Consider the following 19,728-nt stretch of genomic DNA (forward strand, 5'->3'; position numbering starts at 1 on the left):
CTCTGCCCTTCGGCCGGGACGCGGTCGCCGAGCACTACGGCATGATCGTCTCCGTCCACGACCTCAAGCCCGACCTGCCCGGCGACGCGGCCATGGCCCGCGACCGGATCCGGGCGGGCACGATGGGCGCCGAGGACGTGCTGCACGATCTGGGTGCGATCGGCATCACCTCCTCCGACGCCCAGGGCATGGGCCGGGCCGGCGAGACCGTGCGCCGCACGTTCGCCATGGCCGGCAAGATGAAGGCCGAGCTGGGCCCGATGCAGGGCGACGGCGAGGGCGACGACAACGCGCGCGTCCTGCGCTACATGGCCAAGCTGACCATCAACCCGGCCATCGCCCACGGACTCTCGCACGAGGTCGGCTCCATCGAGACCGGCAAGCTGGCGGACATCGTGCTGTGGCGCCCGGAGTACTTCGGCGCCAAACCGCAGCTCGTCCTCAAGTCCGGCTTCCCGGCGTACGGCGTGGTCGGCGACCCCAACGCCGCCACCGACACCTGCGAACCCCTCGTGCTGGGCCCGCAGTTCGGCTCGTACGGCGCCACGCCCGCGGACATCTCCGTCGCGTTCGTCGCCCAGGCCGCCGTCGACCAGGGAGGCGACCAGATGCCCACCCGGCGCAGGAGGGTCGCCGTGCGCGGCACCCGCGGCATCGGCCCCGCCGACCTGCGGCTCAACGCCCGTGTCGGGGCGGTCGACGTCGACCAGCGCACCGGTCTGGTCACGCTGGACGGCGACCCGCTGCGCTCCGAGCCCGCCGACTCGGTCTCCCTCAACCGCCTCTACTTCCTGTGATGTTCGTCAGACAAGGACCACTTATGAGCACCCCCGCCGCCGACGGCTTCCGCATGCCTGCCGAGTGGACCCCGCACGAGCGCACCTGGATGGCGTGGCCGGGCCCCAACCCCACCTTCGACGCCCCCGACGACCTGGCCGCCTCGCGCGCCGCCTGGGCGTCGGTCGCGCGCGCGATCACCCGCTTCGAGCCGGTGACGGTGGTCTGCGGCCCCGGCCAGTCGGCCGACGCGCAGGCTCTCCTCGGCCCTGCCGTCACCACCGTCGAGCGCGAGCTGGACGACGCCTGGATGCGGGACATCGGCCCCACCTTCCTCACGAACGGCCAGGGCGAACTGGCCGCCGTGGACTGGACGTTCAACGGCTGGGGCGCCCAGGACTGGGCCCGCTGGGAGCACGACTCCAAGATCGCCGCGTATGTCGGCGACCTCGCGGGCGCGAAGACGTACGCCTCGAAGCTGGTCAACGAGGGCGGCGCGATCCACGTCGACGGCGAGGGCACCGTGCTGCTCACCGAGACCGTGCAGCTCGGCCCCGAGCGCAACCCGCACTGGTCCAAGGCGGAGGTCGAGGCCGAGATCCACGCCCACCTCGGCACCCAGAAGGCGATCTGGCTGCCGCGCGGTCTCACCGGCGACTACCCTCCCTACGGCTTCGGCACCCTCGGCCACGTCGACATCGTCGCCGCGTTCGCCCGGCCCGGCGTCGTCGTCGCCCACCACCAGCCGGACCCCGCGCACCCCGACTTCGAGGTCAGCAAGGAGGTCATCGGCCTGCTGAAGTCGGCGACCGACGCCCGGGGCCGCCGGCTGGAGGTCGTGGAGGTGCCCGCGCCGACCGTCCTGGAGGCCGACGGCCACTGGGCCGACTACTCCTACATCAACCACTACATCTGCAACGGCGGCGTGGTGCTGTGCGGCTTCGACGACCCGCGCGACGAGATCGCCGCCGGGATCTTCCGCCGCCTGTTCCCCGAGCGGACGGTGACCCTGGTGGACGCGCGTACGATCTTTGCGGGTGGGGGCGGCATCCACTGCATCACCCAGCAGCAGCCGAAGGCATGAACGTGTAGGAGACAGGGATGGCCGGTGCGGCACGGGCGCGGAGGAACGCGCCGCCGCGCGAGGAGGTACTCGCCGCCGCCATGGACATGATCGCCGAGCGCGGTCTGGAGAAGCTCACCATGGCGGCGCTCGGCCGCGAGGTCGGGATGAGCAGCGGCCATCTCCTCTACTACTTCCGCTCCAAGGACGAGCTGCTGCTGCAGACCCTGGAGTGGAGCGAGGGCCGGCTGGGCGCCGAGCGCGGCCGTCTGCTCGCCGCCGGCGGCCCGGCCCGCGAGCGCCTCGACGCGTATGTGGACCTGTACGTCCCGGACGGCCACCGCGATCCGCACTGGACGCTGTGGCTGGAGGTCTGGAACCGCTCGCTGAACGCCGACGACGACGCGCGTGCGCGGCAGGCCGCGATCGAGGGGGCCTGGCACCGCGACCTGGTCGCGCTGCTCGCCGAGGGCATGTCGCGGGGAGAGTTCCGGAAGGTCGACGCCGACCGCTTCGCCGCGCGGCTGCGTGCGCTGCTCGACGGGTTCTCCATCCATGTGGCCATCGGGCTGCGCGGCACCGGTCGCGAGCAAGTGCTGGCGCATGTACGGGAGTTCGTCGCCGATGCGCTTCTGGTCCCGTAGCCGCGGGACCGTTGTGGTTGCCCGCGCCGCCGCCGGGCAGGTTACGCCGCATGGGACGACAACACTGGAAGAAGATCTGGGTCGGCTCGGCGGGGAACATGGTCGAGTGGTTCGACTGGTTCGTGTACGCGAGTTTCGCCACGTACTTCGCCGGCGCGTTCTTCCCGAGCGGCGATCCCACCGCCCAGCTGATGAACACCGCGGGCATCTTCGCCGTCGGCTTCTTCATGCGCCCGGTGGGCGGCTGGCTGCTCGGCCGGGTCGGTGACCGCAAGGGCCGCAAGGCGGCGCTGACGCTGACCGTCACGCTGATGTCCGCCTCGGCCGTGCTCATCGCCGTCGCCCCGACCTACGGCGTCGCCGGCTACGGCGGCGCGCTCGTGCTGCTCGTGGCCCGCCTGCTGCAAGGACTCTCGGTCGGCGGCGAGTACGCGGCCAGCGCCACCTATCTGACGGAGGCCTCCGCCCCCGAGCACCGCGGGTTCGCCTCCAGCTTCCAGTACGTGTCCATGACCGCCGGGCAGATCCTCGGCCTCGGGCTGCAGATCATCCTGCAGCACACCATGTCCGACAGCGCGCTGCACAGCTACGGCTGGCGCATCCCGTTCATCGTGGGCGCGCTGGGCGCGGCGGTCATCTTCTATCTGCGGCGCAGCATGCTGGAGACCGAGGTGTACGAGGAGGACGACTCGCACGCCGAGGAGCGCGGCACCCTGCGCGCCCTGTGGCAGCACAGGCGGGAGGCGTTCCTGGTCATCGCCCTGACCATGGGCGGCACGGTCGCGTACTACACGTACACCACCTATCTGACGAAGTACCTGTCGAACTCGGCCGGCCTGCCCAAGCAGACCGCGACGCTCGTCTCCTTCACCGCGCTGACCGTCTTCGCCGCGCTCCAGCCGCTCGCGGGCCGTCTCTCCGACCGGATCGGGCGGCGCCCGCTGCTGATCACCTTCGCGGTCGGCTCCACCTTCCTCACCGTGCCGATCATGACCCTGCTGAGGCACGCGCACGGCTACTGGCCGGCCCTCGGCCTCGCCCTGCTCGCCCTGGTCGTCGTCACCGGTTACACCTCGATCAACGCCTGCGTGAAGGCCGAGCTGTTCCCGACCGGAGTGCGCGCCCTCGGGGTGGCCCTGCCGTACGCCATCGCCAACGCCCTGTTCGGCGGCACCGCGGAATACGTCGCGCTGTGGTTCAAGAACGCCGGGATCGAGTCCGGCTTCTTCTGGTACGTCGCCGGGTGCGCCGCCGTGTCGCTCGTGGTCTACGTCGCCATGCGCGAGACGAGGGATCTGGATCTGACCCGGGTGAAGAAGGCGGAAGGGGCCGGGGAGTCCAGTCTGACGACCGCATCCTGAGACGGTCCGTGAGTCGGGGGCGGCGCTGTGCGAGACTGCCTCCGTGCTCTCGTTCGCCATGATTATTGGCAGCAGGCGCGCCGGTCCGCAGTGACCACACGTACGACCAGGTACGGGTGGCCATCGTCGTCCTCGACCCGCGCGCAGACCTCTCGCACCCGCGAGGGGTTTTTTCGTTTTCCGGCCCACCGACAGCCGGGCGGCGCAGCGCGAGGGACCATTGGGGGACGGTGGAGCCGGTCGATCCGGTAAGACCGAAGATCCACAATCAGGAGCCTTGAGACCATGACCGAGACGGCAACCAGCGAGCTCGACGACTCGTTCCACGTCTTCGACACCACGCTGCGCGACGGCGCGCAGCGCGAGGGCATCAACCTCACCGTCGCGGACAAGCTCGCCATCGCCCGGCACCTGGACGACTTCGGCGTCGGCTTCATCGAGGGCGGCTGGCCCGGTGCGAACCCCCGGGACACCGAGTTCTTCGCCCGCGCGCAGGCCGAGATCGCCTTCCGGCACGCCCAACTGGTCGCCTTCGGCGCCACCCGCCGCGCCGGCGCCAAGGCCGCCGAGGACCCCCAGGTCAAGGCCCTGCTCGCGTCCGGCGCCCCGGTGATCACCCTGGTCGCCAAGTCGCACGACCGCCATGTGGAACTGGCGCTGCGCACCACCCTGGACGAGAACCTGGAGATGGTCCGGGACACCGTCGCCCATCTGCGGGAGCAGGGCCGCCGGGTGTTCGTGGACTGCGAGCACTTCTTCGACGGCTACCGCGCCAACCCCGAGTACGCCAAGGCGGTCGTCCGCACCGCCGCCGAGGCCGGCGCCGACGTCGTCATCCTCTGCGACACCAACGGCGGCATGCTCCCCGCCCAGGTCCACGCGGTCGTCGCCACGGTCCTCGCCGACACCGGCGCCCGGCTCGGCATCCACGCCCAGGACGACACCGGCTGCGCGGTCGCCAACACACTCGCCGCCGTCGACGCGGGCGCCACCCATGTGCAGTGCACGGCCAACGGCTACGGCGAGCGCGTCGGCAACGCCAACCTCTTCCCGGTCGTCGCCGCCCTGGAGCTGAAGTACGGCAAGAAGGTGCTGCCCGAGGGCAAGCTCCGCGAGACGACGCGGATCTCGCACGCCATCGCCGAGGTCGTCAACCTGACACCCTCCACCCATCAGCCGTACGTGGGAGTGTCGGCCTTCGCCCACAAGGCCGGTCTGCACGCCTCCGCGATCAAGGTCGACCCGGACCTCTACCAGCACATCGCCCCCGAGCTGGTCGGCAACACCATGCGCATGCTGGTCTCCGACATGGCGGGCCGCGCCTCGATCGAGCTGAAGGGCAAGGAGCTGGGCGTCGACCTCGGCGGCGACCGCGAGTTGGTCGGCCGGGTGGTCGCGCGGGTGAAGGAGCGCGAACTCCGGGGCTACACCTACGAAGCCGCCGACGCCTCCTTCGAACTCCTCCTCCGCGGCGAGGTGGAGGGCCGCCCGCTGAAGTACTTCGACGTCGAGTCCTGGCGGGCCATCGTCGAGGACCGCCCCGACGGCACCCACGCCAACGAGGCCACGGTCAAGCTGTGGGCCAAGAGCGAGCGGATCGTCGCCACGGCGGAGGGCAACGGCCCGGTCAACGCGCTCGACCGCGCCCTGCGCGTCGCGCTGGAGAAGATCTACCCGCAGCTCGCCAAGCTGGACCTGGTCGACTACAAGGTCCGCATCCTGGAGGGCAAGCACGGCACCCAGTCCACCACCCGGGTGCTCATCTCCACCTCCGACGGCTCCGGCGAGTGGTCCACGGTCGGCGTCGCCGAGAACGTCATCGCCGCCTCCTGGCAGGCCCTGGAGGACGCGTACACCTATGGGCTGCTGCGGGCGGGCGTGGAACCGGCCGAGTAGCCACAGTGGAGGTATGAGCGACGACGCGCACGACCTTCTCTCCCGGGCCCGCGTGGCGACCCGGCTGCCTGCCGGGGACCTGGAGCGGGCCCGGCGCTTCTACGCCGACAAGCTCGGCCTGGAAGCCGTCGACGAACGCCCCGGCGGGCTGCTGTACCGCTGCGGCGGGATCGACTTCGTGGTGTTCCGCTCCACCGGGGCCTCGCCGGGCACCTTCACCCAGATGGCCTTCGAGGTGGACGACCTCGACGCGGTGGTGGCGGAGCTGCGCGGCCGGGGCGTGGTGTTCGAGGACGTGGACGCGCCCGGGTTCCGCACCCGGGACGGCATCGCGCAGATCGACGGCAACTACCCGAGCAGGGGCGCGCGCGGCGAGCGTGCCGCCTGGTTCCGCGACAGCGAGGGCAACCTGATGGGCATCGGGGAGCCGACGCGGTAGTCAGGGCGCCCGCCAGATGTTGTCGAAGGCCGCGTTCTCGATGCGGCGCCGTTCGCGGACCGCGTTCAGCTCGGTCACCGCGTCGCCGACCGCCGCCACGACCAGGACGACGGCCTCCTCGGCGGGGGCCTCTGCAGGGCGCTCGTCCTCGATGCCCAGGGTGGCGGCGAGGGCGGCGAGGACCGGTTCCCGGGACCACCAGCGGTCGGCCGCCTGCCGCCGGGCCGGGGTGTCGGCCGCCTCCTTCTCGGCCCGGCGCGGCCAGCGGGGCCGCTTCCCGGAGAGCTGCCCCTCGGCGTCCAGGGCGTCGCGGTAGGTGGCGGCCAGCCCCTGCCCCCGGCGCCAGAGCCAGTCCTCGACCGTCTCGTACGGCTCCTGCCGGTTCAGCGCCGCCCCGGCCGCGTCCAGCGTCCGGTCGCCCGTGGCCGGCACGGGACCGGGCACGATGCGCTCACCGTCCAGAGTGAGCGCCCGCGTGCCGAGCAGGTCGATCAGTTCGGCGCCCGCGAGCGCCAGCGACAGATCGCCCTGCTCGACGGGGCGCTCGCCGGGTACGTCCAGGCTGACGAGGAACAGATCCTGCGGTGTGGTCATACCGTCATCGTCTCCCACCCACCGCCCACCCGCTCGGCCATGACCCGCGCCGTCAGGGAACCGTCACCCCAGACGCCACTTCTGGTTGGCGGCACCCGTGCACGACCAGATCTGCGCCCGTGCCCCGTTCGCCGACGAGTTGTCCGTCACGTCGAGGCACTTGTTCGCGGCGAGGTTCACGACGTCCCCGGTGGACGCGTTGTACGACCACCGCTGCGCCCCGGTGCCGTTGCAGTCGTACAGCTGCGCCTTCGCCCCGTCCGCCGTCGAGCCGGACGTCACGTCCAGGCACTTGCCGAGCGCCTGCACCGAGCCGTCGGCCGCCACCGTCCACTTCTGGGCGGTGCTGCCGTTGCAGTCGTAGAGCTGCACGGCCGTACCGTTCGCGCTCGAACCCCCCGCGACGTCGAGGCACTTGCCCGCCAGGCCGACGAACGAGCCCGACGGGCCGCTGCCGCCGTCCGATTGCGTGCCGGACCAGGTGAAGGTCGCCGAGGTCTTCCCGGGCAGCGTGTAGGTGGCGTGCTGCGAACCCCAGTCGATGGTGACCGTCTGCGCCGAGGAGGAGCCGTTGTAGGCGATCAGGGCCTTGCTGCCGTCCGGGTTGCGCCAGGCCACGTTCGGCACCGTGGTGGACGCCGTCGACGCGATCCGCTGGGCGCCCGGCCGGACGAACTTCGTCAGATGGCCCATGTCGTAGTACTCGACCGTGTAGTCCACCGTCCCGCTCGCGCCGTCCCCGTCGTGCACGGTGACCAGCCCGGTGCAGGTGCCGCAACCGCCGTTGTGCGGGCCCATGTTCTGGTCCACGGCCAGCGACCACTTGGTCACCGACTTCGCCCAGTTGCGGGTGTAGTCGATGATGTCGGTCATGTCCTCGTGCTGCTGGTCGGCGATCCAGGTGCCGCCGGAGTGCTCGGTGGCGAAGGCGTCCAGCGCGGGGTAATGGTCGTGCACGGTGGTCTGCTTGGAGACGTCACCGCCGTAGCCGTGCCAGGCGATCCCGCCGAAGTCGGGATGGTTGCGGATCGCCGCGTCGTCGACGGACTGGGCGGCGTAGGAGTCGTAGGTGTCCCAGTTCCAGTCGTGGGCCAGGACCTTCGTCGACAGCCCCGCCGACTGCAGCTGCGGCAGCAGGTCGTTCTTGAGGAAGTAGTCGATCCCGCTCGCGTTCCAGCTCATCGACGGGTAGCCGGAGCAGCAGGTCGGCTCGTTCTGCGGGGTCACGTACGAGACGTCTATCCCCTGGTCCCGGTAGGCCTGGAGGTACTTCACGAAGTAGGCGGCGTACGCCCCGTAGTCCTCGGCCTTCAGCCAGCCGCCGTTGAGCGAGCCGCTGTCCTTCATCCAGGCCGGGGCCGTCCACGGCGAGGCCATCACCGTCAGGGACGGGTTGAGCTGGAGCGCCTGCCTGGTGAGCGGCACGACGTCCGCGAGGTCGTGTGCGACGGAGAAGCTGTTCAGGTTCGGGTCCGTCTGCCCGGACGGCACGTCGTCGTACGTGTAGCCGTACCGCGCGAGGTCCGAGGCGCCCATCGGATTGCGCAGGAACGACAGCCCGATGCCGTCGCTCGGCGAGAACAGCTTGCGCATGGTGGCGTCCCGCGTGCTCTGCGACAGCGCGCCGCTGCTGTTCATCAGCCAGGCCGCGGTGTCCGTGAAGGACGCGCCGCCGCCGGTGAAGGTCTGGTACCGGGTGTTCTCGTCGACGGTGATGTTCGTGCCACCACCGCCCGTGCCGGACTGGAAGGCGAACGGCGTCTGCGCCTGCAGACCCCGGACGACATGCCGTCCGGCGGAGTCGTCGGTGGTGGTGAGCCATGCGGTGACCTGCTCGCCGGCCGCGTGCGCGGGGGGTACGGCGGCGGTGAAGCCGGCGGCGGAGAGCAGCCCGGCCAGCAGCAGCCGGACGGTGCGGGGGGTTCTCCGGGTTCTCCTCATGGTGCGTCGCCCTTCCTCTCGGGTCGACAGAGCCGGGATCGGCAGAACGGGGATCGAGCGGGGGACGGCACAACTGACGTACCGTCTTGACGTGTTGGGGAGCCGTTAGTTAACTCACGGCGTGATCTAAGCCATGAGTGAACCATGAGAGCCGAGGGAAGGTCTATGCCGAGAACCGCCCTGCTCGTCTCCGGCGCCCTGCTCGCCGCCCTGCTGCCCCTGTCCGCCGCGGCCCACGCCGCGGACGACCCCGCCCCCGTGCCCGTCGACCGCTTCGAGGGCGAGGTCCCCTTCGCCGCCCAGCCCGCCGACGGCATCTTCACCTGGGGGAGCGACGCCGACGACCCGCCCACCCTGAGCCTCGCCGACCGCGCCGACGCCCCCGAGGGCGCCAAGGTGCTCTCCGGCACCTACGACATCAGCGGCTACGGCGGCTTCACCCACGACTTCGCCGCCGACCGGCCCGCCCACGACTGGTCCGCGCACCAGGGCATCCGCTTCTGGTGGGACGGCCGGAACAACGGCCGGAAGATCGCCTTCGAGATCAAGGACGGCGGTGCGAACGGCGAGGCCTCGGAACTCTGGACGACCTCCTTCACCGACGACTTCACCGGCTGGAAGCGGATGGAGATCCCCTTCACGGACTTCACCTACCGCACCGACTACCAGCCGGTCGGCGGCATCGACCACGTCCTCGGCCTGACACAGATGTGGGGGTACGCGGTCACCCTCCCGGCCGGCACCAAGGGCGACTTCGCCGTGGACGACGTCGAGCTGTACGGCAGGGCCGACCAGTCGCTGCGCGCCTCCGTCGGCATCGACGCGCCCGTCCACCCGGTCGCGCCGGGCGGCACGGCCAGGGTGAAGGTCACCCTGGCCACGACGGGCGACCGGCCCGTCGACGACCCGGTGACGGTCACCTACACGACGGAAGGCGGCACCGCCACCGCCGGAAAGGACTACACCCCGGTCTCCGGCACCCTCACCTTCCCGGCCGGCACCGCCTCGGGCGCGGCACGGACGATCGAGGTGCCGACGCGCAGGAGCAAGGGCGCCGCAGTCGCGAAGACCGTCCCGCTCAAGCTCACCGTCACCGGCGCCAAGGCCCCCGCCGAGACCCCGCAGATCGTCATCGACGCACACGGACTGCCGTACCAGAACGCCGCGTTGCCGGTGAAGAAGCGCGTCGCTGATCTGCTGTCCCGGATGTCCCTGGCGGAGAAGGCCGGGCAGATGACCCAGGCCGAGCGCGGGGCCGTCGGCACCGGCGGCGACATCGCGACGTACGCCCTCGGCTCGCTGCTCTCCGGCGGCGGCTCCACGCCCACGCCCAACACCCCCGGGGCCTGGGCGCAGATGATCGACGGCTTCCAGCTCAGGGCCCAGGCGACCCGCCTCCAGATCCCGCTGATCTACGGCGTCGACGCGGTCCACGGCCACAACAACCTGGCCGGCGCCACGATCATGCCGCACAACATCGGCATCGGCGCGAGCCGCGACCCCCAACTCGCTTACACCACAGGGTCGGTGACCGCCGCCGAGGTCCGCGCCACCGGCATCCCCTGGGACTTCGCGCCCTGTCTGTGCGTGAGCCGCGACGAACGCTGGGGCCGCTCCTACGAGTCCTTCGGCGAGGACCCCGCCCTCGTGCAGTCCATGGAGACCATGATCCAGGGCCTGCAGGGCCGGGCCGACGGCCGGGACCTGAAACGGAACGACAAGGTGCTCGCCACCGCCAAGCACTTCGTCGGCGACGGCGGCACCGCCTACGGCTCCTCGACCACCGGCACCTACACGATCGACCAGGGCGTCACCACGGTCACCCGCCAGCAGCTCGAGGACATCCACCTGGCGCCGTACAGGACCGCCGTCGAGCGGGGGATCGGCACGGTCATGCCGTCGTACTCCTCCCTCGACATCGTCGGCGACGGCAAGGGCGCGGTGAAGATGCACGCCCGCGGCGACATGATCAACGGCGAGCTGAAGGGCCGCATGGGCTTCGACGGCTTCGTCATCAGCGACTGGAACGCCATCGACCAGCTCCCCGGCGACTACGCGAACCACGTCCGCACGTCGGTGAACGCGGGCGTCGACATGATGATGGTGCCGTACGGCTACAAGGACTTCAGCGGCACGCTCGTCGACGAGGTCGAGGCGGGCCGGATCAGCGAGGCGCGGATCGACGACGCGGTCTCCCGCATCCTCACCCGGAAGTTCGAGCTGGGCCTCTTCGAGCACCCCTACGCCGACACCGAGGGCGCCGCCGCCATCGGCTCCCCGGCCCACCGGGCGGTCGCCCGCCGGGCCGCCGCCGAGTCGCAGGTGCTGCTGAAGAACTCCGGCGGACTGCTGCCGCTGAAGAAGAGCGAGAAGGTGTACGTCGCCGGGTCCAACGCCGACGACCTCGGCAACCAGACCGGCGGCTGGACCCTCACCTGGCAGGGCGCGTCCGGCACCCGCACCCAGGGCACCACCGTCCTGCAGGGCATGCGCGAGGCCGGTGGGGACGTCACCTACTCCAAGGACGCCTCCGCCCCGACCGACGGCTACGACGTCGGTGTGGTCGTCGTCGGCGAGACCCCCTACGCCGAGGGCGTCGGCGACGTCGGCAACGGCCACAGCCTGCGGCTGTCCGCCGCCGACCAGGCGGCCGTGGACAAGGTGTGCGCGGCCATGCGGTGCGCGGTGCTGATCGTCTCCGGCCGCCCGCAGCTCGTCGGCGACCGGCTCGACGGGATCGACGCGCTCGTGGCCTCCTGGCTGCCCGGCACCGAGGGCGAGGGCGTCGCCGACGTCCTCTACGGCAAGCGCCCCTTCACCGGGCAGCTCCCCGTCACCTGGCCGAAGTCCGAGTCCCAGCTGCCGATCAACGTGGGCGACCCGTCGTACGACCCGCAGTTCCCCTACGGCTGGGGGCTGACCACGCTCACCGACGTCCCGCGCGGCGGTACGGCCACGCTGAAGGCGTGGGCCGCGGCGGCGACGGCGGCCGAGCGGACGGGCGACGGCCGGACCGGCCGTGACCTGGTGACCCGGGCGCGGCTGCTGGTGCAGAACAGGGTGGGGGAGCGGATGACCGAGGCGGTGGCGAAGCCCTTCGCCGACGCCGACCATCTGCTGCTCACCGGCCGGTACGGAAAGGCGGTGGAGAAGCTGACGGAGGCGTACCGGGCCGCCTAGCCTCTTCCGAAGTGTTCGGCTATGGGAGGCTTCAGGTACTTTCGGGGCATGAAGGCCCTGCGGAACCGAAGCCTCCCAGCACTGCTGCTGGCCGCCCTCGCCCTGGTCCTCGCGACCGTGTTCGCGCCCGGGGCGAGCGCGCAGACCGGTGTCTCCACGATCGCCCAGGCGCTCCGCAAGAGCCCGGTCTACGTCGACCCGGCCGCCTCGGGCCAGCTGTCGAGGACGGACACCGACGCGCTCGCGAAACGTATCAAGGACGCGGACAAACCCCTGTTCATCGCGGTGCTTCCGGCCGGCTACCCGACCGCGGGCCTCTTCTCCGACCTGCGCGCGGCCACCGGTGTCACCGGCCTGTACGGCATCCGCCTGGGCGACCGCTTCGACGCCCGCGCCGACTCCTCCGTCATGTCGGCGACGGCCCGCCAGAACCTGGTGGCGAGCGTCCAGGGCGAGTCCGCCAAGGCGCAGCTCACCGACTTCACCGACCGCGCGCTGGCCAACATGGGCGGCCGTGCCCCGAAGAGCTGGGGCGGGGTCTCCGACTCGGGCGGCGGTGGGTCCGCCACGGCGCTGATCGCCCTCGGCGCGGTGGTGGTGGCCGTCGGCGCGGGCGCGTACGCGCTGGTCCGCCGCAACCGCCGGCGCCACGAGGAGGAGCAGCGGGCCGCCCTGGACCGGCTCCGGGTGGTCGTGGACGAGGACATCACCGCCTTCGGCGAGGAACTGGACCGCCTCGACTTCCAGCCCGGGGAGCCCGGCGCCGACGACGCGATGCGTGCCGACTACGCGCATGCGCTGGACGCCTACGAGACCGCCAAGCAGCGCATGGCCCAGGCGGGCCGCCCGGAGGACGTCCGCACCGTCACCGAGACGCTTCAGGACGGCCGCTTCTCACTCGCCCTGCTGGCCGCCCGCCGCGAGGGCCGGTCGCTGCCCGAGCGCCGTCCGCCCTGCTTCTTCGATCCGCGCCACGGCCCCTCGGTCGCCGACGCCGCCTGGACCCCGCCCGGCGGCGCCCCGCGCGAGGTCCCCGTCTGCGCGGCCGACGCCACCCGGCTGGCCGACGGCCGCGACCCGGTGATCCGCGAGGTCGACACCGACCAGGGCCGCCGCCCCTACTGGGACGCGGGCCCCGCCTACGGCCCCTGGGCGGGCGGCTACTTCGGCGGCGGCATCCTGCCCGGCCTGCTCGTCGGCACCCTCCTCGGCGGCATGATGGCCACCCCGTCGTACGCGGCCGACTACGGCACCGGCTACGGCGACTTCGGCGGCCCCGACTTCGGCGGCGGCTACCAGGGCGGCGACGTCTCCGGCACCGACTTCGACTCCAGTGACTTCGGCGGCGGGTTCGGAGACGGCGGAGGCTTCGACGGGGGCGGCGGAGACGGCGGAGGGGGCGACTTCGGCGGGGGCTTCTGAGGGCGGGGCGATGCGACCGCGTCGCGCGAGGGCCGGCCCTCCCCGTTCGCGCGGTGCGAGTTCGAGGCGTGGGGCGGTCCGGCCGAACCCCCGGAGGGTCACGCGTTCTTGATCGCCGAGATGTCGAAGTTCAGCTTGATCTTGTCCGAGATCAGGACGCCACCGGTCTCCAGTGCCGCGTTCCAGGTCAGGCCCCATTCCGAGCGCAGGATCTCGGTCTTGCCCTCGAAGCCGACGCGCTCGTTGCCGAACGGGTCCTTCGCGGCGCCGTTGAACTCCAGGTCGATGGTGATCGGCCTGGTCACGCCGAGCAGCGAGAGATCGCCGGTGATGCGGTACTCGTCGCCGCCGAGGGCCTCCGCCTTGGTGGAGCGGAAGGTCATGGTCGGGAACTCGTCGATCTTGAAGAAGTCGGACGACTTCAGGTGACCGTCCCGGTCGCCGTTGCCGGTGTCGATGCTGTCCATCGTGATGTCGAGCGTGGCGGTGGAGTTCGCCGGGTCCGCACCGTCCAGGTGCAGCGTCCCGGTGAAGTCGTGAAAGCCGCCCTTGACGTTGGTCACCATGGCGTGCCGGGCGGTGAAGCCGATCGTGGTGTGCGCGGGGTCGATGGTGTAGTCGCCGCTCAGCGCGGTCAGGTCGGCGCCCGCGGCGGTGGTCTTGGGGGTGGTGTCCTTGCGGCCGAAGATGCCCATGACGTGCTCCAGAGGTGTGTCTGTCGAGAGTATGTTGAACGTTGAACGAACCCCGTGGATTTGACGTTAGACCCATTCGGTTCAGTTTTCAACTGCATCCACGACGTGTCTTCATGATTACATGGAGTGATGTCGAGGAGGGGGTGGCGAGGGCGGTGACCGGTTCCATTCGGCTGACCCGACGCGCGCTGCTGGCCGCCGCCCTCGTCCCGGGCCCGGCATCCGCCGATCCCTACGGCATCCTGCGCCGCCGCTGGCTCCGCATCGCCCTCGGCTCGGGCTACGACCCGGACGCCGAGCCGTACGCCTCCCGGCTCCACCGACTCGGTACCCGGGCACGGGACTTCGCGGCCGCCATGGCCCCGGCCGCCGACTCCCTCTGGCCCGGTCACGCCTTCGACCCGCCCTCCGGCATCACCTTCAGCTACGACCGGCTGTGGACCATGGCCCAGGCCTGCGTCCAGCCCGGCACCGGCGTCACCGCGGACCCCGGCCTCCTGGCCGCCGTACTGCGCGGCCTCGACCATCTCTCCGCCACCGTCTACACCCCCTCGACCAGCCCGTACGGCAACTGGTGGGAGTGGCGGATCGGCAGTCCGCGCCTGCTCATGGACATCACCGCCGCCCTGTACGAGCAGCTCGGCGCGGACCGCGTCGGCGCCGCGTGCGCGACCGTCGACCACTTCGTCCCGGACGCCCTGCTCACCGACTACTCCGGCATCTCCACCGGTGCCAACCGCGTCGACCTGTGTCGCTGTGTCGCCCTGCGCGGCGTCCTCGGCCGGGACGCGCGCCGCCTCGCCCTCGCCCGGGACGCGCTCTCACCGGTCTTCCCGTACGTCACCCGGGGCGACGGGCTCTACGCCGACGGTTCCTTCGTCCAGCACACGCGGGTCGCGTACTCGGGGACGTACGGGCAGGTCCTGCTCGACGGCCTCGGGCGGCTGTTCGCCCTGCTCGCCGGATCGCCGTGGGAGATCACCGACCCCGCCCGGCGGAACATCCTCGACGCCGTCGAGCACGCCTACGCGCCCCTGATCCACGACGGGTTGGTGATGGACTGCGTCAACGGCCGTGCCATCAGCCGGGGTTGCCTGCGCGGCGACGATCTCCACCTCATGCGCAGCGACCACTACCACGGGCAGGCGCTCGCCGCCGCCGTCGCGCTGCTCGCGGCCGGTGCGGGGCGGCGGGAGCGGCGCCGGTGGTCGGGGCTGGTGAAGGGGTGGGCCCAACGGGACACCGTCACACCGGTGCCGACCGCGGACCAGTTCGGCGTGGCCGACCTCGCGCGCCTTGCCGCGGTCGTCGGCTCGTCCGTCCCGCCGGCCCCGGAACGGCTCGGTCACCGGCTCTTTCCGGCCATGGACCGTGCCGTCCACCGCGGCCCCCGGTTCACCGCGGCCCTCGCCATGGCCAGCGACCGCATCGCCCACTACGAGTGCGGCAACGGCGAGAACCCGCGCGGCTGGCACACCGGATCCGGGATGCTGTACTGGTGGCCGGAATGCCGCGGCAGCCGGGCCGACCAGTACACGGACTGGTTCTGGCCGACCGTCGACTGGTACCGGCTGCCCGGCACCACGGTCTCGACCAGGCGGCTCGCCGACCGCGCCGGCGGCGAGTGGGGCGAACCCCGACCGGACGCGCGCTGGGTGGGCGGGGTCACGGACGGCCGGTACGCGGCCGTCGGGCAGGATCTGAAAGGGCTCGGCTCCACGCTGCGGGCCCGCAAGTCCTGGTTCTTCCTCGACGACGCCGTGGTCTGTCTCGGCGCCGGGATCACCTGCGCCGACGGCGTCCCGGTCGAGACGGTCGTGGACAACCGCAATCTGGGCGAGAGCGGCACCCAGGCCTTCGCGCGCGGCCCGAACTGGGCGCACCTCGCCGAGCACGGTGGCTGGATCCTGTCGTGCGGAGGCGAGCTGCACACCCTGCGCGAGGACCGCACCGGCGCCTGGTCCGACATCAACACGGGCGGCACGGACGAGCGGCGCACCCGGCGCTGGCAGACCCTGTGGTTCGACCACGGCACCGATCCGGCCGATGCCCGCTACGCGTATGTCCTGCTGCCCGGTGCCACCCGCGCCGAGACCGCCGCACGGGCCGCACACCGCCACTGGTGGTCCGTCCTCGCCAACGACACCGGCCGCCAGGCCGTCGTCGTCCCCCGGCTGGGGCTGATCGGGGCGAACTTCTGGCGGGCCGGTACGGTGGGGGGCCTCGCCGTCTCCGGGGGCGCGAGCGTGCTCGTCGTACGCCGGGGCCGTACGGCCACCCTCCACGTGAGCGAACCACCCCGAACGGGTGAACCGCTGGAGATCGTCTGGCACCGTCCGGTGCGGGCGGTGAACCGAGCCGGAGAGGGTGTGGAGGTCCTGTCGGCGGACCGCTCTCTGAGGCTCCGTGTCACTCCGGGGATGGCATGCGCCGGCCGCGAATGTGAGGTGGCTCTCAGGTGACGCCTTTGTGGCCCCCCTACAACGCCAACGCCCTGTGAGCAGTCGGAAGGGCTGCACACGGCCATGGTTCTGTTCACTGGTACCAGGAAAACGGGCCGGAGACTGTACGGAGTCAACGGCTCGCTTTCCTTGGTGTCCTTCGTAAGGTCGCTACATGACCGTTTTGGAAGAGACGACGGGTGAGCCGACCGGTGAGCCGACGGACGCGCGCGGACGGGTCGCCGAGCTGCACGACATTCGTGCCCGGGCCGTGTCAGGCCCCAGCGAGAAGGCGACCGAGGCGCAGCATGCCAAGGGCAAGCTGACGGCGCGGGAGCGGATCGAGCTGCTCCTCGACGCCGGGTCCTTCCAGGAGGTCGAGCAGCTGCGTCGGCACCGCGCCCAGGGCTTCGGCCTGGAGGCGAAGAAGCCGTACACCGACGGTGTGATCACCGGTTGGGGCACGGTGGAGGGCCGTACGGTCTTCGTCTACGCGCACGACTTCCGGATCTTCGGCGGCGCGCTGGGCGAGGCCCACGCGACGAAGATCCACAAGATCATGGACATGGCCATCGCGGCCGGTGCGCCCCTGGTCTCGCTGAACGACGGCGCGGGCGCCCGGATCCAGGAGGGCGTCAGCGCGCTGGCCGGCTACGGCGGCATCTTCCAGCGCAACACCAAGGCGTCCGGTGTCATCCCGCAGATCAGCGTGATGCTCGGCCCGTGCGCGGGCGGCGCGGCCTACAGCCCCGCCCTGACGGACTTCGTGTTCATGGTCCGCGAGACCTCGCAGATGTTCATCACGGGACCTGACGTGGTCAAGGCGGTCACCGGCGAGGAGATCACCCAGAACGGCCTGGGCGGTGCCGACGTGCACGCCGAGACCAGCGGTGTGTGCCACTTCGCGTACGACGACGAGGAGACCTGCATCGCGGAGGTGCGCTACCTCCTCTCCCTGCTCCCGCAGAACAACCGCGAGAACCCGCCGCGGGTGGAGTGCTCCGACCCCGTCGAGCGTCGCTCCGACAACCTGCTCGACCTGGTCCCGGCGGACGGCAACCGGCCGTACGACATGACCAAGGTCATCGAGGAGATCGTCGACGACGGCGACTACCTGGAGGTCCACGAGCGCTGGGCGCGCAACATCATCTGCGCGATGGGCCGCATCGACGGCCAGGTGGTCGGCATCATCGCCAACCAGCCGCAGGTCCTGGCGGGTGTGCTGGACATCGAGGCGAGTGAAAAAGCTGCGCGCTTTGTCCAGATGTGTGACGCTTTCAATGTTCCGATCGTCACCTTCCTGGACGTGCCGGGCTTCCTGCCCGGGGTCGACCAGGAGCACGGCGGGATCATCCGCCACGGTGCGAAGCTGCTGTACGCGTACTGCAACGCGACCGTGCCGAGGATCTCGCTGATCCTGCGCAAGGCGTACGGAGGTGCGTACATCGTCATGGACTCCCAGTCGATCGGCGCCGACCTCACCTACGCCTGGCCGACCAACGAGATCGCGGTGATGGGCGCCGAGGGCGCCGCGAACGTCATCTTCCGCCGGCAGATCGCCGGGGCCGAAGACCCCGAGGCCATGCGTCAGAAGATGGTCAAGGAGTACAAGGCCGAGCTGATGCACCCCTACTACGCGGCCGAGCGCGGCCTGGTGGACGACGTCATCGACCCGGCCGAGACCCGCGAGGTCCTGGCGAAGTCCCTGGCGATGCTCCAGTCCAAGCACGCCGACCTGCCCTCCCGCAAGCACGGCAACCCGCCGCAGTAACCGAGCGGACCCGCCGCGGCAACCCCGCGGACCCCTCTCTCACGGAGACTGACACCCATGAGCACTCCTGACATCCGCGTCGAGAAGGGCCACGCCGAGCCCGAGGAAGTCGCCGCCATCACGGCCGTCCTCATGGCCCGCGCCGCCGCCCAGCCCGCACCCCAGACCCACCGCGGCCGCGCCAAGGCCGGCTGGCGCCGCCTGGAGCGCGAGGGCGGCTTCCGCGCCCCGCACAGCTGGCACGGCTAGGCTGCCCCGCTCGGCCCACTCGAACGTACAAGCTCCACATGGCAGAAGGGCCCCTCTCGGAAGAGAGGGGCCCTTCTTGCTTCCAGCGGCGGGGGGCGGAGCTGCGACTACCGCAGGCGTGCCATCAGGGCGTGCTCCACCAGCGTGATCAGCGCCGACTTGGCGTCCGCGCGGTGGCGGGCGTCGGTCGTGATGATCGGGGTGTCGGGGCCGATCTGCAGCGCCTCACGGACCTCGTCCGGGTTGTACGGCTGGTTGCCGTCGAAGCCGTTGAGGGCGATGACGAAGGGCAGGCCCGAGTTCTCGAAGTAGTCGACCGCGGGGAAGCAGTCGGCCAGACGCCGGGTGTCCACCAGCACGATCGCGCCGATGGCGCCACGCACCAGGTCGTCCCACATGAACCAGAAACGGTCCTGACCGGGCGTACCGAAGAGGTACAGGATCAGGTCCTGGTCGAGGGTGATACGGCCGAAGTCCATGGCGACCGTGGTGGTCGTCTTGTCCCCGGTGTGGGTGAGGTCGTCGATACCGGCCGACGCGGACGTCATGACGGCCTCGGTGCGCAGCGGGTTGATCTCCGAGACGGCGCCGACGAACGTGGTCTTGCCCACGCCGAAGCCGCCCGCCACCACGATCTTCGCGGAGGTGGTGGAGCGGGAAGGACCGCCGCTAGAGCTTGCGAAGTCCACTGAGCACCCTTTCGAGCAGTGTCACGTCTGGCTGGCCACCGGCGTTCTCGTCGCCGCCGGGCTGATGGATGGCGACCAGGCCCGCCTCCGCCAAGTCGGCGACGAGAATCCTGGCCACGCCGAGGGGGATCGTCAGCAGGGCCGAGATCTCGGCCACGGACTTGATCTCACGGCACAGGTTGCAGATCCGCTGATGCTCGGGCAGCTGGCCCTGCATCTGGTGCGGAGCGGCGGTGGTGTGCACCAGTGCCTCGATGGCGAGCTGGTACCGCGGGCGGGTCCGGCCACCGGTCATGGCGTACGGACGCACCAAGGGGTTGTTCGCTGCGGGCGCCGGCTCGGGGCGGCGCTGCGGCTGCACCGGCTGGATGCGCGGGGCCGACGGCTGGTCGTACGGCGACGGGCCGGGGCCCTGCGGCGCGTACGGCTGCCGGTGGCTCGGGGCGGAGGGGAAGTTGTACCGGTTCGCCGAACCGTCGCCCTGGCCCTGGGCAGGGCCGTACGACCAGTTTCCCGAATGCGAACCGCCTGGGGGTGTTGCCACTTTCTCCTCCTCCGACTGTGCC

At 71.2% G+C, this 19,728-nt stretch carries 16 protein-coding genes; 11 read left to right on the top strand and 5 right to left on the bottom strand.

Translation table 11 applies throughout. From position 1 onward, the window contains the following. The 6 genes from AQI95_RS29715 to AQI95_RS29740 form a co-directional block, all read left to right on the top strand. Positions 1 to 797: amidohydrolase family protein (locus AQI95_RS29715; RefSeq protein ID WP_159056606.1), on the top strand; the 797-nt coding region annotated here is incomplete at its 5' end. Between the two features lie 23 nt (positions 798 to 820). Continuing rightward, entirely contained in the window at positions 821 to 1,861 is a 1,041-nt protein-coding gene (locus AQI95_RS29720; RefSeq protein ID WP_067130623.1) for an agmatine deiminase family protein, read from the top strand. Positions 1,862 to 1,878: 17 nt separating this feature from the next. After that, positions 1,879 to 2,484: a TetR/AcrR family transcriptional regulator gene (locus tag AQI95_RS29725; RefSeq protein WP_067130626.1), complete on the top strand. Its 606-nt coding sequence runs from the start codon at positions 1,879 to 1,881 to the stop codon at positions 2,482 to 2,484. A gap of 50 nt (positions 2,485 to 2,534) precedes the next feature. Next, a complete protein-coding gene (locus tag AQI95_RS29730; RefSeq protein ID WP_067130629.1) occupies positions 2,535 to 3,845 on the top strand; it encodes an MFS transporter in 1,311 nt (436 codons plus the stop codon). Positions 3,846 to 4,130: 285 nt separating this feature from the next. Beyond that, the gene (gene cimA / locus AQI95_RS29735; protein WP_067130632.1) at positions 4,131 to 5,741 is read left to right on the top strand and encodes a citramalate synthase; all 1,611 of its coding nucleotides are present in this window, start codon (positions 4,131 to 4,133) and stop codon (positions 5,739 to 5,741) included. 13 nt (positions 5,742 to 5,754) lie between these two features. Beyond that, the gene (locus tag AQI95_RS29740; RefSeq protein ID WP_067130635.1) at positions 5,755 to 6,180 is read left to right on the top strand and encodes a VOC family protein; all 426 of its coding nucleotides are present in this window, start codon (positions 5,755 to 5,757) and stop codon (positions 6,178 to 6,180) included. Here AQI95_RS29740 and AQI95_RS29745 read toward each other — a convergent pair whose 3' ends face one another. Both AQI95_RS29745 and AQI95_RS29750 read right to left on the bottom strand, forming a co-directional pair. Then, positions 6,181 to 6,774 carry a GOLPH3/VPS74 family protein gene (locus AQI95_RS29745; RefSeq protein ID WP_067130637.1) on the bottom strand — a complete coding sequence of 198 codons (594 nt, stop codon included), beginning with the start codon at positions 6,772 to 6,774 and terminating at the stop codon, positions 6,181 to 6,183. It abuts the gene before it with no gap. A gap of 63 nt (positions 6,775 to 6,837) precedes the next feature. Continuing rightward, positions 6,838 to 8,715, bottom strand: a complete 1,878-nt coding sequence (locus tag AQI95_RS29750; RefSeq protein WP_067130639.1) for a ricin-type beta-trefoil lectin domain protein — start codon at positions 8,713 to 8,715, stop codon at positions 6,838 to 6,840. A 165-nt stretch (positions 8,716 to 8,880) separates the two neighbouring features. On the opposite strand from AQI95_RS29750, the gene AQI95_RS29755 reads away from it, so the two are divergent. Continuing rightward, on the top strand, positions 8,881 to 11,895 hold the full coding sequence (locus AQI95_RS29755; protein WP_067130642.1) for a glycoside hydrolase family 3 protein: 3,015 nt from the start codon (positions 8,881 to 8,883) through the stop codon (positions 11,893 to 11,895). A gap of 48 nt (positions 11,896 to 11,943) precedes the next feature. Next, the gene (locus AQI95_RS29760) at positions 11,944 to 13,317 is read left to right on the top strand and encodes a hypothetical protein (protein WP_067130644.1); all 1,374 of its coding nucleotides are present in this window, start codon (positions 11,944 to 11,946) and stop codon (positions 13,315 to 13,317) included. 98 nt (positions 13,318 to 13,415) lie between these two features. Here the strand turns inward: AQI95_RS29760 and AQI95_RS29765 are convergent, their stop codons facing one another. Continuing rightward, entirely contained in the window at positions 13,416 to 14,012 is a 597-nt protein-coding gene (locus tag AQI95_RS29765) for a YceI family protein (RefSeq protein WP_067130646.1), read from the bottom strand. 113 nt (positions 14,013 to 14,125) lie between these two features. Here AQI95_RS29765 and AQI95_RS29770 point away from each other — a divergent pair, with 113 nt between their 5' ends. The 3 genes from AQI95_RS29770 to AQI95_RS29780 all read left to right on the top strand — a co-directional run bounded on the left by AQI95_RS29770 (position 14,126) and on the right by AQI95_RS29780 (position 18,473). Further along, the gene (locus AQI95_RS29770) at positions 14,126 to 16,474 is read left to right on the top strand and encodes a polysaccharide lyase 8 family protein (protein ID WP_107121790.1); all 2,349 of its coding nucleotides are present in this window, start codon (positions 14,126 to 14,128) and stop codon (positions 16,472 to 16,474) included. A gap of 154 nt (positions 16,475 to 16,628) precedes the next feature. Next, a complete protein-coding gene (locus tag AQI95_RS29775) occupies positions 16,629 to 18,224 on the top strand; it encodes an acyl-CoA carboxylase subunit beta (protein WP_067130650.1) in 1,596 nt (531 codons plus the stop codon). Between the two features lie 57 nt (positions 18,225 to 18,281). Continuing rightward, a complete protein-coding gene (locus AQI95_RS29780; RefSeq protein WP_067130652.1) occupies positions 18,282 to 18,473 on the top strand; it encodes an acyl-CoA carboxylase subunit epsilon in 192 nt (63 codons plus the stop codon). A 107-nt stretch (positions 18,474 to 18,580) separates the two neighbouring features. Here AQI95_RS29780 and AQI95_RS29785 read toward each other — a convergent pair whose 3' ends face one another. Continuing rightward, the gene (locus AQI95_RS29785) at positions 18,581 to 19,162 is read right to left on the bottom strand and encodes a GTP-binding protein (RefSeq protein ID WP_026248371.1); all 582 of its coding nucleotides are present in this window, start codon (positions 19,160 to 19,162) and stop codon (positions 18,581 to 18,583) included. After that, positions 19,143 to 19,706, bottom strand: coding sequence for a DUF742 domain-containing protein (locus AQI95_RS29790; protein ID WP_067130654.1), 564 nt, complete (start codon positions 19,704 to 19,706; stop codon positions 19,143 to 19,145). The genes AQI95_RS29785 and AQI95_RS29790 overlap by 20 nt, the downstream gene beginning before the upstream one ends. Between the last annotated feature and the right edge of the window lie 22 nt (positions 19,707 to 19,728).

This window comes from Streptomyces yokosukanensis (assembly GCF_001514035.1).
GTDB classification, from domain to species: Bacteria; Actinomycetota; Actinomycetes; order Streptomycetales; family Streptomycetaceae; genus Streptomyces; species Streptomyces yokosukanensis.

Bases quoted from the DNA above. Each gene is read 5' to 3' on its own strand.
- cimA (WP_067130632.1), top strand. From the start codon at position 4,131: ATGACCGAGACGGCAACCAGCGAGCTCGACGACTCGTTCCACGTCTTC.
- AQI95_RS29740 (WP_067130635.1), top strand. From the start codon at position 5,755: ATGAGCGACGACGCGCACGACCTTCTCTCCCGGGCCCGCGTGGCGACC.
- AQI95_RS29755 (WP_067130642.1), top strand. From the start codon at position 8,881: ATGCCGAGAACCGCCCTGCTCGTCTCCGGCGCCCTGCTCGCCGCCCTG.
- AQI95_RS29730 (WP_067130629.1), top strand. From the start codon at position 2,535: ATGGGACGACAACACTGGAAGAAGATCTGGGTCGGCTCGGCGGGGAAC.
- AQI95_RS29745 (WP_067130637.1), bottom strand. From the start codon at position 6,774: ATGACCACACCGCAGGATCTGTTCCTCGTCAGCCTGGACGTACCCGGC.
- AQI95_RS29765 (WP_067130646.1), bottom strand. From the start codon at position 14,012: ATGGGCATCTTCGGCCGCAAGGACACCACCCCCAAGACCACCGCCGCG.
- AQI95_RS29720 (WP_067130623.1), top strand. From the start codon at position 821: ATGAGCACCCCCGCCGCCGACGGCTTCCGCATGCCTGCCGAGTGGACC.
- AQI95_RS29770 (WP_107121790.1), top strand. From the start codon at position 14,126: ATGATTACATGGAGTGATGTCGAGGAGGGGGTGGCGAGGGCGGTGACC.
- AQI95_RS29725 (WP_067130626.1), top strand. From the start codon at position 1,879: ATGGCCGGTGCGGCACGGGCGCGGAGGAACGCGCCGCCGCGCGAGGAG.
- AQI95_RS29760 (WP_067130644.1), top strand. From the start codon at position 11,944: ATGAAGGCCCTGCGGAACCGAAGCCTCCCAGCACTGCTGCTGGCCGCC.
- AQI95_RS29780 (WP_067130652.1), top strand. From the start codon at position 18,282: ATGAGCACTCCTGACATCCGCGTCGAGAAGGGCCACGCCGAGCCCGAG.
- AQI95_RS29750 (WP_067130639.1), bottom strand. From the start codon at position 8,715: ATGAGGAGAACCCGGAGAACCCCCCGCACCGTCCGGCTGCTGCTGGCC.
- AQI95_RS29775 (WP_067130650.1), top strand. From the start codon at position 16,629: ATGACCGTTTTGGAAGAGACGACGGGTGAGCCGACCGGTGAGCCGACG.